The 12,585-nt window shown below is 70.0% G+C and carries 9 protein-coding genes and 2 pseudogenes; 3 read left to right on the top strand and 8 right to left on the bottom strand.

The window, feature by feature from the left end:
• Nucleotides 1-3 precede the first annotated feature (3 nt).
• Complete coding sequence (locus EAO75_RS07690; protein WP_147994189.1) at nt 4-1,680, top strand: sensor histidine kinase; 1,677 nt, start codon at nt 4-6, stop codon at nt 1,678-1,680.
• The gene (locus tag EAO75_RS07685; protein WP_147994188.1) at nt 1,677-2,357 is read left to right on the top strand and encodes a response regulator; all 681 of its coding nucleotides are present in this window, start codon (nt 1,677-1,679) and stop codon (nt 2,355-2,357) included. Before EAO75_RS07690 ends, EAO75_RS07685 begins: the two co-directional genes overlap by 4 nt.
• A gap of 98 nt (nt 2,358-2,455) precedes the next feature.
• On the opposite strand, the gene EAO75_RS07680 is transcribed toward EAO75_RS07685, so the two are convergent.
• The 3 genes from EAO75_RS07680 to EAO75_RS07665 all read right to left on the bottom strand — a co-directional run bounded on the left by EAO75_RS07680 (nt 2,456) and on the right by EAO75_RS07665 (nt 6,877).
• Complete coding sequence (locus tag EAO75_RS07680) at nt 2,456-4,048, bottom strand: cation acetate symporter (RefSeq protein WP_147994187.1); 1,593 nt, start codon at nt 4,046-4,048, stop codon at nt 2,456-2,458.
• Nucleotides 4,045-4,506 (bottom strand): DUF485 domain-containing protein, encoded by a 462-nt coding sequence (locus EAO75_RS07675; RefSeq protein ID WP_147994186.1) that lies wholly within the window; start codon nt 4,504-4,506, stop codon nt 4,045-4,047. The genes EAO75_RS07680 and EAO75_RS07675 overlap by 4 nt, the downstream gene beginning before the upstream one ends.
• A 247-nt stretch (nt 4,507-4,753) precedes the next feature.
• The gene (locus EAO75_RS07665) at nt 4,754-6,877 is read right to left on the bottom strand and encodes a type IIA DNA topoisomerase subunit B (RefSeq protein ID WP_147994185.1); all 2,124 of its coding nucleotides are present in this window, start codon (nt 6,875-6,877) and stop codon (nt 4,754-4,756) included.
• A 443-nt stretch (nt 6,878-7,320) separates the two neighbouring features.
• Here EAO75_RS07665 and EAO75_RS07660 point away from each other — a divergent pair, with 443 nt between their 5' ends.
• Entirely contained in the window at nt 7,321-7,551 is a 231-nt protein-coding gene (locus tag EAO75_RS07660; RefSeq protein WP_147994184.1) for a hypothetical protein, read from the top strand.
• A gap of 136 nt (nt 7,552-7,687) precedes the next feature.
• Here EAO75_RS07660 and EAO75_RS47105 read toward each other — a convergent pair.
• The 5 genes and pseudogenes from EAO75_RS47105 to EAO75_RS47100 all read right to left on the bottom strand — a co-directional run.
• Nucleotides 7,688-7,774, bottom strand: a pseudogene (locus EAO75_RS47105) (trypsin-like serine protease); the annotation flags it as partial.
• A gap of 82 nt (nt 7,775-7,856) precedes the next feature.
• The gene (locus tag EAO75_RS07650; RefSeq protein ID WP_147994183.1) at nt 7,857-8,636 is read right to left on the bottom strand and encodes a S1 family peptidase; all 780 of its coding nucleotides are present in this window, start codon (nt 8,634-8,636) and stop codon (nt 7,857-7,859) included.
• A 145-nt stretch (nt 8,637-8,781) separates the two neighbouring features.
• A complete protein-coding gene (locus EAO75_RS07645) occupies nt 8,782-10,323 on the bottom strand; it encodes an RNA polymerase sigma factor (protein ID WP_147994182.1) in 1,542 nt (513 codons plus the stop codon).
• Nucleotides 10,324-10,747: 424 nt separating this feature from the next.
• The gene (locus EAO75_RS07640; RefSeq protein ID WP_147994181.1) at nt 10,748-11,635 is read right to left on the bottom strand and encodes a FadR/GntR family transcriptional regulator; all 888 of its coding nucleotides are present in this window, start codon (nt 11,633-11,635) and stop codon (nt 10,748-10,750) included.
• A 163-nt stretch (nt 11,636-11,798) separates the two neighbouring features.
• Nucleotides 11,799-12,585 (bottom strand): annotated as a pseudogene (locus EAO75_RS47100) (ABC transporter ATP-binding protein); the annotation flags it as partial.

Genomic DNA, 12,585 nt, shown 5'->3' with positions numbered 1-12,585 from the left:
GGTATGAGCCCCACTCCCCCCACCCGTCGCCTGCGCCTGGGCCTGCCTCGGCGGATGTTCGCGCAGGTGCTGCTGATGCAGGTGGCGATCGCCGCGGGAGTCGCGGTGCTCGCGACCGGACTGTTCCTCGCTCCGCTCAGCGACCAGCTCGACGACCAGGCGATGCGCCGCGCGCTGTCGATCGCGCAGACCACCGCCGCCCAGCCGCAGATCGCCGAGGACCTGACGAGCACGCCCGCGACGGCCAGCGGCCCGGTGCAGCGGGAGGCGGAGCGCATCCGTGAGGCGACCAAGGCCGAGTACATCGTCGTGATGGACCGGCGGGGCGTGCGCTGGTCGCATCCCACGCCGAGCGAGATCGGCAGGCTCGTCTCGACCGACCCGGGCCAGGCCCTCGCCGGCCATGAGGTCATGGAGATCGACGACGGCACCCTGGGCCGCTCCGCCCGCGGCAAGGTGCCGCTGCGCGACGGGGACGGCGAGATCGTCGGAGCGGTCTCGGTCGGCATCGCCTACGACAGCGTGCGGGCCCGGCTGATCCACTCGATCCCGGAGCTGCTCGCCTACGCGGGCGGCGCCCTGGCGGTCGGCGCGCTGGCCGCCTGGCTCATCTCCCGCCGAGTCCAGCGGCAGACCCGCGACCTGGCCTTCTCCGACATCTCCGCGCTGCTCGCGGAGCGCGAGGCGATGCTGCACGGCATCCGGGAAGGCGTCGTCGCGCTGGACCGCGGCGGCCGTATCCGCCTCCTCAACGACGAGGCGCGGCGTCTGCTGGGCATCGGCGACGAGGCAGTCGGCCGGTCCCTCGACGAGGCGCTCGGCGAAGGCCGTACGACCGACGTGCTGGCCGGGCGGGTGACGGGCACCGACCTGCTCACGGTCCGCGGTCAGCGAGTCCTGGTCACCAACCGCATGCCCACCGACGACGGCGGCGCCGTCGCCACCCTGCGCGACCGTACCGAGCTGGAGCAGCTCGGCCGGGAGCTCGACTCCACGCGCGGCCTGATCGACGCCCTGCGCGCCCAGGACCACGAGCACGCGAACCGCATGCACACGCTCCTCGGACTGCTGGAGCTGGAGATGTACGACGACGCCGTCGAGTTCGTCGGGGAGGTGGTCGGTGATCACCGCGCCACCGCGGAGCAGGTTGCCGAGAAGATCCGGGATCCGCTGCTCGCCGCGCTGCTGGTCGGGAAGGCGACGGTGGCGGCGGAGCGCGGTGTCGCGCTGCGTCTGTCGGACCGTACCGGGCTCCCGGACCGGCTGATCGACCCCAGGGGGCTCGTCACGATCGTGGGCAACCTGGTGGACAACGCACTGGACGCCGTCGCGGGGACGCCGCACGCGCGCGTGGAGGTGGAGTTGCGGGCCGAGGGGCGTACCGCGACCCTCAGGGTGCGCGACACGGGGCCGGGAATCCCCGAGGAGCAGCGCGAGTTGATCTTCACGGAGGGTTGGTCCACCAAGCAGCGCCCGGCCCATCGCGAGCGCGGCATCGGGCTCTCCCTCGTGCGCAGGCTCGCCGAGCGGCAGGGCGGCAGCGCGACGGTGGGCGAGGCGGCCGGCGGAGGCGCCGAGTTCGTCGTCGTCCTGCCCGAGGCGCTGGCCGCGCCGGACCTGGAGCCGGTCCTCACCGTGCCGTCGGATCCGCACACCGTCGCCCAGGAGGAGTCGCGATGATCGAGGTCCTGGTCGTGGACGACGACACGCGCGTGGCGCGGGTCAACGCCGCCTACGTCGAGAAGGTGCCGGGCTTCCATGTGGCGGGTGAGGCGCACAGCGCGGCCGAGGCGCTGCGCCGCGTGGAGGAGCTGCCCCGGCTGGACCTGGTCCTCATGGATCACTATCTGCCCGACGACACGGGCCTGGCGGTCGTCCAGGAGATGCGCCGGCGCGGTCACCAGGCCGACGTGATCATGGTGACGGCGGCGCGGGACGTGACGACCGTACAGGCGGCGATGCGACAAGGGGCGCTCCAGTACCTGGTGAAGCCGTTCGCCTTCGCGGGCCTGCGCGCCAAACTGGAGGCGTACGCGGAGCTGCGCCGCACCCTCGACGGCGGCGGCGAGGCCGAACAGGCCGAGGTGGACCGCATCTTCGGCGCCCTGTCCGCCCCCACGGAACCCGACCTGCCCAAGGGCCACTCCCCCACCACCGCGGAACTCGTACGCCGCGCCCTGATGAACGCCGAAGGCCCCCTGTCGGCCCAGGAGATCGCCGAGCGGACCGGGGTGAGCCGGCAGACCGCCCAGCGCTATCTCAAGCTCCTGGAACGCACCGGACGAGCCCGCCTCACGCTCAAGTACGGGGACGCGGGCCGCCCGGAACACCGTTACGTGTGGGCGACCCGCGCCTGAGGCACGGCCCGTGGGGGCGGGGGAAGGAACCGTGCCTTCTCTTCATACGGACAGCGGTCCCCGATCTATCAGCGGTCGTACGACGACGATGGCGCCGCCTAGACGGCCCCCGCGCCCGTCAGCGACCGCACCTCGGTCTCCGCGTGCTTGGCCTCGTCGGGTTCCTCGGCCGAGGTGACGGTGCCGAGCCAGCCCGCCGCGAAACCCAGGGGGATCGAGACGAGGCCGGGGTTCTGGAGGGGGAAGTACTGGAAGTCGACCCCGGGGAACAGCGATTCGGGGCTGCCGGACACGACCGGCGACAGCACCACGAGTGCCACGGCCGGGATCAGGCCGCCGTACACGGACCAGACAGCGCCCCGTGTGGTGAAGCCCCGCCAGAACAGCGAGTACAGCAGCACCGGCAGGTTGGCGGACGCGGCGACGGCGAAGGCGAGGCCCACGAGGAACGCGACGTTCAGGTCCCTGGCCAGCAGCCCCAGGCCGATCGCGACCATGCCGATACCGACGGCGGCCACGCGGGCGACGGCCACCTCGCTGCGGGGCCCTGCGTGCCGGCGCCGTAGTGAGGCGTAGAGGTCGTGGGCCACGGACGCCGAGGAGGAGAGCGTGATGCCGGCGACCACGGCGAGGATCGTGGCGAAGGCGATCGCGGCGACGACGGCGAAGAGAACCGTTCCGCCGGTGGAGTCCGCACCGCCGCCGAGATCGAGCGCGAGCAGCGGAACCGCCGTGTTCCCGGCCGCGTTCGACCCACGTACGGCCTCCGGTCCGACGATCGCGGCCGCGCCGAAGCCCAGGACGATCGTCATCAGATAGAAACCGCCGATGAGCCCGATCGCCCAGACCACCGAGCGCCGTGCCGCGCGGGCGGTGGGCACGGTGTAGAAGCGGGACAGGATGTGCGGCAGCCCCGCCGTGCCCAGCACCAGGGCGAGGCCCAGGCTGATGAAGTCGAAGCGGGCCGTCCAGTCCCCGCCGTACTTCAGGCCGGGCGCCAGGAACGCGTCGCCGTGGCCACTGCGCTCTGCCGCCGTGAGCAGCAGTTGGTCGAAGTCGCCGTGGAAGCGCAGCAGGACGAGCACCGTCAACGCGATGGTGCCGCCGAGCAGCAGGACCGACTTGACGATCTGAATCCAGGTGGTGGCCCGCATCCCTCCCAACGACACATAGATCACCATGAGCGCGCCGACGCCGATGACGGTCCAGGACCGCGCCGCCTCGCCCTCGCCCCCGAGCAGCAGCGCGACCAGGGTGCCCGCGCCCACCATCTGCGCCACCAGATACAGAACGGACACGGTGACCGAGGAAGTTCCCGCCGCGATCCGCACGGGACGCTCCCTCATCCGCGCGGCGACCACGTCGGCGAGCGTGAACCGCCCGCAGTTGCGGACCAGTTCGGCGACCAGGAACAGCACCACCAGCCAGGCCACGAGGAAGCCCACCGAATACAGGAGCCCGTCGTAGCCGAAGAGGGCGATGAGCCCGGAGATGCCGAGGAAGGAGGCGGCGGACATGTAGTCCCCGGCGATGGCAAAACCATTCTCCATGGGCGTGAAGAGCCGGCCGCCGGCGTAGAACTCCTCCGCGGAACCACGCCGGTTGCGGCTCACCCACGTCGTGATCGCCAGCGTGATCGCGACAAACACGCTGAACAGGAGCAGCGACAGCGTCTGATGATCGTCCGTCACGCGGCACCGCCCTTCGCGACGCGCGTCAACTCCTGCGTGTCCCAGCGCAGTTCGAGCGCGGCCCGGTCCCTGCGCAGCCGCGCGTGACGGGCGTAGGCCCAGGTGAGCACAAAGGTGCTGAGGAACTGCCCGAGTCCGGCGAGCAGGGCGACGTTCACGGCGCCCACGACAGGCCGGGCCATCAGCGCCGGCGCGGTCGTGGCGGCCACGATGTACGCCACGTACCAGGACAGGAACACGGCGACCGCCGGCACCACGAACCGCCGGTAGCGGCTGCGCACTTCCCGGAAGGCCGCGCTGCGCTGCACCTCCAGGTACACATCACCGGCGGGAGGCGGGACGGCCTCGGCGGCGTCCGTACCGTCCGACTCCCCCCATCCGGAGGCGAGGGCTTCGTACCAGGGATCGTCGTACTGCGCACCTGTGGCTTCGCGGGGACGACCATCGCTTGAGTGCATGCCCAAGCATGGACAGAACGGAAAGATCGCCGACTCGGCTTCTCCGCCCGCTTCACCCCATCAGGTGATGCAAACCGGAAGGACCAGGCAAGTCGGTAAATGTTCCCGCACCCGCCGACGGCGATGACCCCCGCAGGGGCCACCCGCATCCGACGACGWAAGCGCCACGGGCGGTGCGGGTGGGAACCCAAAAAACAGCCGAAGGTGAAGCCGAGGCCGAAAACCCGGCCCCGGCCCAGCGCAGCGGCTACGCGTCGATACGCGACCGGTCCAACGTAGCCGCCGAGCTGGAGATGAACTCCTTGCGCGGCGCCACGTCGTTGCCCATCAGCAGATCGAAGACGCGCTCGGCGGCCTCCAGGTCCGTGAGGCTGATCCGCCGCAGGGTGCGATGACGCGGGTCCATGGTCGTCTCGGCCAGCTGGTCGGCGTCCATCTCACCGAGACCCTTGTACCGCTGGATGCTGTCCTTGTAGCGCACGCCCTTGCTCTGGAACTCCATGAGCTTGTCCCGCAGCTCGCGGTCCGAGTACGTGTACACGTACTTGTCCTGCCCCTTCTTGGGCTGGACGATCTCGATCCGGTGCAGCGGAGGCACCGCCGCGAACACCCGGCCCGCCTCGATCATCGGCCGCATGTAGCGCTGGAACAGCGTCAGCAGCAGCGTGCGGATGTGGGAGCCGTCGACGTCGGCGTCGGTCATCATGATGATCTTGCCGTAGCGGGCGGCGTCGATGTCGAAGGTACGGCCCGACCCCGCTCCTATGACCTGGATGATCGCGCCGCACTCGGCGTTCTTGAGCATGTCGGTCACGGACGACTTCTGGACGTTGAGGATCTTGCCGCGGATCGGCAGCAGCGCCTGGAACTCGGAGTTCCGGGCGAGCTTGGCGGTGCCGAGCGCGGAGTCTCCCTCGACGATGAACAGCTCGCTGCGGTCGACGTCGTCACTGCGGCAGTCGGCGAGCTTGGCGGGCAGCGACGAGGACTCCAGGGCCGTCTTGCGGCGCTGCGCGTCCTTGTGCTGGCGGGCCGCGATGCGCGTACGGGCGGCGGCGACGGCCTTCTCGAGGACCACGCGCGCCTGTGCCGCGGCGTCCCGCTTGGTGGACGTCAGGAACGCCTTGAGCTCCCTGGCGATCACGGTGTTCACGATGCGCCGGGCCGCCGAGGTGCCGAGGACCTCCTTGGTCTGGCCCTCGAACTGCGGCTCGGCGAGCCGGACGGTGACGACCGCGGTCAGCCCCTCCAGGGCGTCGTCCTTGACGATGTCGTCCTCGGCCACGCGCAGCATCTTCTTGGTGCGCAGCACCTCGTTCATCGTGCCGGCCACGGCCGTCTCGAAGCCCGCGACGTGGGTACCGCCCTTGGGGGTGGCGATGATGTTCACGAACGACTTCAGGGTCGTGTCGTAGCCCGTGCCCCAGCGCATCGCGACATCCACATCGAGCTCGCGGGTGACCTGGGTGGGCGTCATCTGGCCGTGCTCGTCAAGTACGGGGACGGTCTCCTTGAAGGTGCCCTGGCCCGAGAAGCGGAGGACGTCGCACACCGGCTTGTCGGTGGCCAGGTACTCACAGAACTCGCTGATGCCGCCGTCGAAGCGGAAGGACTCCTCGCCCTTGCTGCCGCCCTCGCCGAGGCCGAACTCGTCACGGACGACGATGGTCAGGCCGGGCACCAGGAACGCGGTCTGGCGGGCGCGCTGGTGCAGATGCTCCAGGGAGAGCTTGGCGTCCTTGAGGAAGATCTGGCGGTCGGCCCAGTACCGCACGCGCGTGCCGGTGCGGGTCTTGGGGATCTTCCTGCCCTTGCGCAGCCCGCCCTTGGACTCGAACTTGGCGTCCGGGCCGTCGGCCGCGAAGGCTCCGGGGACACCGCGCCGGAAGCTGATGGCGTGGGTGTGGCCGCTGCGGTCCACCTCGACGTCCAGCCGCGCGGACAGGGCGTTCACCACGGAGGCGCCCACGCCGTGCAGACCGCCGGAGGCGGCGTAGGAGCCGCCGCCGAACTTGCCGCCGGCGTGCAGCTTGGTCATGACGACCTCGATGCCGGACAGGCCGGTCTTGGGCTCGACGTCGACCGGGATGCCCCGGCCGTTGTCCCGGACCTCCACGGACCCGTCGTCGTGAAGGATCACGTCGATGTGGTCGCAGTATCCGCCGAGGGCCTCGTCGACGGAGTTGTCGATGATCTCCCACAGGCAGTGCATCAGACCGCGGCTGTCGGTCGACCCGATGTACATGCCCGGGCGCTTGCGCACGGCCTCGAGCCCCTCAAGGACGAGCAGGTGCCGCGCGGTGTAGTTGGAACCGTCCCGGTCTGCTCCTGCCAGCAGCGCTGTGGACGGCACGGACGTCTCGGCGGTCACGCGGTTCGCTCCTCGCTGAATTTCAGGTGGCGCCCTGATGGGTAAGGGCGCGGCTTCGGTCGCCGTCAAGAGGGTACCGAGGCCTGGTAGAGCCGTTGTAACGCCACCCTCGTACGAAACACAGACTAGTCCAGGGTCGCATGCATGTTCGATCCCTCGATGGGGTGAAGTACATATCACGTTCCCTTCCAGGCATGAACCATTTAGGCTCCGGGCACGTCCTCATGAACAAACCGGCAAGCCAGCCGGGAGGACCGACCTTGACCGACAGCGCGAAACCGTAAGCACGACAGATACGCAATACGGCACATTCGCCGCCACCTGGCAGCAGCCAGCCGCCCCGGAAAAATTTCTCTCTGGGAGAAGCCGCGAGCGGGAACGTTTTGGGGCTGGTTGGATGTTGACCCTGGTACGACAGCTCGTCGAGCTAGAGAAGAGGCGACGTGACTACTGTTCTGACCCCCGCGAGCCCGCTGACGGCCGCTGACCGCTGCGACCGTTGCGGCGCCCAGGCGTACGTGCGCGTCGTCCTGCTCAGCGGCGGAGAGCTGCTCTTCTGCGCCCACCACGGCCGCAAGTTCGAGCCGGAACTCAAGAAGATCGCCGCTGAGATACAGGACGAGACGGAGCGGCTGACGTCCGTTCCCGAATCGGCGTCCGAAGATGAGCGCTGACACCTCGCATTAACGACGAGCCAGCTCCGGCACAGGCCGGTCGACGGGCGGCTGCCCCTGACAACAGGGGCGGCCGCCCGCGCTCGTGTCCCGCGAGCCCTCAGCCGCCCGCCTGACGCTCCCGCACAGCGGCCCGCTAGTCCATGGCCCGTACGACCTCGGACACCCGCGTGTACACGCCGGGACTGCCCGCGCGGCCGCACCCGTTCCCCCAGGACACGAGCGCGGGCGGCCGCCCCTGTTGTCAGGGGCAGCCGCCCGTCGACCGGCCTGTGCCGGAGCTGGCTCGTCGTTAATGCGAGGTGTCAGCGCTCATCTTCGGACGCCGATTCGGGAACGGACGTCAGCAGCCCGATCAGCTTCCCCTGGGCGACGAGCGGCCCTCCGCTGTCCCCCTGACAGGCGTCCCGGCCCCCCGCCGGCTCCCCCGCGCAGAGCATGCTGTCGGCCAGGTACCTGCCGTCGCCGCCGCCCGGATACGCCTGCCTGCACTGGGCATCGGGCAGTACGCGCACCCGCGCGGCCCTCAGACCCCGCGGATAGTCGCCCGCACCCGTGACGTCCCCCCACCCGTAGACCAGGGCCTGCGTCCCGGGCAGGTAGGCGGGGTCGCCGGCACCGGCCATCCCGATCACCGCACTGGCGGGAAGGGGCTGGGCAAGGGTGACGACGGCGAAGTCGCCGCTGTTGCTGTCCTCGTCGTAGTCCGGGTTCACCCAGGCGCCCCGGACGGGGGTCTCCTGGCCCCGGCCGGACAGCAGGTCCGTACGGCCGGAGATGACCTTGAGGTCGCGTACCTGTTCCGGCGACGATCCCAGGACGTCCTCACTCAGACAGTGGGCCGCGGTCAGCACGCTGGACCGCCCGATCGCCACACCGACGCAGAACTGACCGGCCCTCGTACCCCCGAACCGGTCACGGCTGGACAGCGCCACGGTCCAGGGACTGTCGGACACATCGACCGGGAACCCACCGACGACGACACTGTCAGCGGCCGCGGGGGCGGCGGACACCAGCGGCATGGCTGTCGCCACGGCTGCCAGAACCAGCGGCCGGGCCAGCGCCCGGGCAAAGGGACGACGCATGGCGCTCCTCACTCTCGGGTGGTCATGGGAAACCCAGAGTGAGTCAGGCCGCCGCACCCCGCACCCGCACGCCAACACGAAGGCCCGATCCCACTCGGGGACCGGGCCTTGCGCGTCGTACGAAGACGCGTCGTGCGAGGGCGACCTAGTCGAGGTAGTCGCGCAGCACCTGGGACCGCGACGGGTGGCGCAGCTTCGACATGGTCTTCGACTCGATCTGGCGGATGCGCTCACGCGTCACGCCGTAGACCTTGCCGATCTCGTCGAGGGTCTTCGGCTGACCGTCGGTGAGACCGAAGCGCATGGAGACGACGCCCGCCTCGCGCTCGGAGAGGGTGTCGAGGACCGAGTGCAGCTGCTCCTGGAGGAGCGTGAAGCTGACCGCGTCGGCCGGGACGACGGCCTCGGAGTCCTCGATGAGGTCACCGAACTCGCTGTCGCCGTCCTCACCCAGGGGGGTGTGGAGGGAGATGGGCTCACGGCCGTACTTCTGAACCTCGATGACCTTCTCGGGGGTCATGTCGAGTTCCTTGGCCAGCTCCTCCGGGGTGGGCTCGCGGCCCAGGTCCTGGAGCATCTGGCGCTGCACGCGCGCGAGCTTGTTGATGACCTCGACCATGTGCACCGGGATACGGATGGTGCGGGCCTGGTCGGCCATGGCGCGGGTGATCGCCTGACGGATCCACCAGGTGGCGTACGTGGAGAACTTGTAGCCCTTGGTGTAGTCGAACTTCTCGACCGCGCGGATCAGACCGAGGTTGCCCTCCTGGATCAGGTCCAGGAAGAGCATGCCGCGGCCGGTGTAGCGCTTGGCCAGGGAGACCACGAGTCGGAGGTTGGCCTCCAGCAGGTGGTTCTTGGCGCGGCGGCCGTCCTCGGCGATGATCTCCAGCTCGCGCTTGAGCTTGGGGGCGAGCTTGTCGGCGTTCGCCAGCTTGTCCTCGGCGAACAGACCGGCCTCGATGCGCTTGGCGAGCTCGACCTCCTGCTCGGCGTTGAGCAGCGGGACCTTGCCGATCTGCTTGAGGTAGTCCTTGACCGGGTCGGCGGTGGCACCGGCCGCGGCGACCTGCTGGGCGGGCGCGTCGTCCTCGTCCTCGTCGGAGAGTACGAAGCCGGCGCTCTCGGCGCCCTCGGGCTCGTCGCCGGTCTTGCCGGGGGTCTCCTCGAGAGCCTCGTCCTCGGGAACCTCGGCGTCGTCCTTCTTGGCGGTGGTCTTCTTCGCGGCCGTCTTCTTGGCGGCGGCCGTCGTCTTCTTTGCGACCGTCTTCTTCGCGGTCGTCTTCTTGGCAGCGGCCTTCTTCGCGGGGGCCTCGTCCTCGACGGCGGATTCGGCCGCGGGCGCCTCGGGCGTGGCGGTGGCGGTGGCCTTCTTGGCGGTCACCGTCTTCGCCGCGACCGTCTTGGTGGCGGTGCGCTTGGCCGGACTCTTCGCTGCGACGCTCTTTCGGGTGCGCTTGGGCTCCGCGGCACTGACCATCAGCGTCACACCCTCTTCCTCGAGGATCTGGTTGAGGCTGCGCAGTACGTTCTTCCACTGAGTGGCCGGAATCTGGTCGGCTTCGAAGGCCCGACGCACATCGTCGCCGGCGATCTGCCCCTCAGCCTTTCCCCGCTCGATAAGAGCCATGACAGAGACGGACTCGGCGATCTCCGGCGGGAGCGTACGGGATGTGCTGGCCGACACGAACAACCTCTCGGAACGTTGGAAAGCGGCTTCCGGCCCCGTCCACAGCGGACAGGAGCCGACCACCGGCCTGGGGAGGACCGACGGTGCGGGCGGGGGCCGGGAAGATACACAGCGCCTTGAACGGCGTCCGTATTCCCTCTTCGGCTGTCACCTCTTAGGTCATCGCGCTGTTTCCCCGAGTGTTACGCCCAATCTGCGTGGCCCGAGTCACATCCCGTAACCGGCCAAAAACACGCAGACATGGACAGAAGTGGTCGCCAGCCGCCTGAACCATGCACTGTACGGCGATTCCGCCGCCTCGTCGCACCGTCGGACCCGCAGGATCCGTGGAGGATCCTGCGGGTCCGACGGGAGGGGGTGCACAAGCCGGGAACGCCACAGGAGGGGGAGGCGTCCCTGGCCGCGCCACCATGGTGCGCGATCAGTGCTCGCGAGGTGCGGGCACCACGCGCTCCACCTCTGGATGGACGGTGAGCAGCTGGCGCATGGCCGTCTCGGCGGCCGCGCCGTCGCCGGTGGCGAGGGCGTCGACGATCCTGCTGTGCTGCACCAGCGAGGTCTCGTTCGGCCGGTCACAGCCGGTCACGGGGCCGCCGGAGACCTGGAGGGCGGCCGAGACGATCCCGGAGAGGTGCTCCAGCATGCGGTTGCCGGCGACCTGGATGAGCAGGTTGTGGAACTCGGCGTCGGCGCGGGAGAAGGTGAGGACATCACCCTGCCCCATCGCGTGGCCCATGATCTCGACCATGTCGGCGAGCCGCTGCTGGACGTCGTCACGCCCGTGCCCGGCGGCGAGGCGGGCGGCGAGGGGCTCGATCGTCCAGCGCAGCTCGCTGAGCTCCCGTCGCTGGTCGTCGCGCTGCGGCCCGAAGGCGCGCCACTCGATGATGTCCGGGTCGAGGAGATTCCAGTCACTGACGGGGCGCACGCGCGTGCCGACGTTCGGGCGGGCGCTGACCAGGCCCTTGGCCTCCAGAACGCGGAGCGACTCGCGGACTACGGTGCGGGAGACCTCGAAACGCTGGCCGATCTCCTCGGGCACGAGCGGGCGGTCGGCGCCCAGGTCCCCGGAAACGATCATCTGGCCCAGCTGTTGAACGAGTTGGCCGTGCAGCCCGCGTCCGCGGCTGCCCGCGGCACGCCGGCCGACACGGCCCAGTTCCGGGTCCGCGCCGTCCCAGACGGGGGCTCCGACGCGCTCGGCGACAGGGGCCTCGGCGTAGGGGTAGCGGTCGAGTTCGCCCGGGCCGGCCAGACCGGAGTCGGCGGAGCGGGCGGCGGTCATCATGGTGTGCGCAAGGGTACTCACGGATCCTTTGTCGGCGCCCTTCTCAACTCCCTTGAGGTCTTTGGTGAAAAGCACACGAAAGGGTGATCGCTCACCCCGTCGCAATTGACGCCTTATCGGAAAGAAATGGGCTTTCCCCGGGGAGTTGTGAGCACGACAGATCGGGGAACGGCACGGACGGTCGTCATCGGACCCTGCCTCGTAGGGTCGTGAACAGGTAGGCGCAGAGCAGAGCGGTCAGCGACAACGTCATTGCGCCGCCCACAGGTTGACTGATGACCCGCGCGACACCCGCCAGATACCGCTCTCCCCCGAACGGCCACTGCGACAGGAGAAGCTCCCGCAGTCGCAGCGGAAACCCGGCCGCCGATCGCACGGACGGTCCCACCACGACCTTCTGCACAAGGGGTACGACGACGATGGGCACGGTGACCACCGCGGCGAGCCCGGCCGTGGTGGAGCGGAAGAGGCCCGCGGCGAGCACACCGGCCCAGGCGCAGCCGACGACGAGCCCGATCCAACTCGCGCTCAGCGAAAGCCAGTCGGCGGGAACTTCCGCGAGCTCCCGTCCGTAGACGAGATAGAGCACCTCGATGTCGCAGCCCACGGTGAGGACGGCCAGAGCCAGGGCGGTGGCGGAGGCGACGAGGAGCTTCGCGGCCAGCAACCCCAGCCGACGGGGGACGGTGCCGCGATCCGCGGCCAGGGCGGGGTGGCGGAACTCGTCGCCGAACGCGATCGCCCCGAGCAGCCCGGCACCGAGCGCCGCGGGCGGCAGTGGGAGCTCCCGCGGCCACGCGACCAGCAGGCGCGCGTGCGGCGTGTGCCCGATGCGGGCGAGCAGGACGGCGGTGAGGGCGGACACCACAAGGACTACGCCCGCGGTGACGAACCCCGTGCCGACACCGACTGCCCGACGCATCTCGTAGCGGAGGGGACGCAGGGGGCTGGGGGCAGGGCGGACGGAGATG

The organism is Streptomyces sp. UW30, assembly GCF_008042075.1.
Classification (GTDB): Bacteria; Actinomycetota; Actinomycetes; order Streptomycetales; family Streptomycetaceae; genus Streptomyces.
Note: the sequence above shows the minus strand (reverse complement) of the source record. Positions and strands in the feature narration are given on the sequence as shown.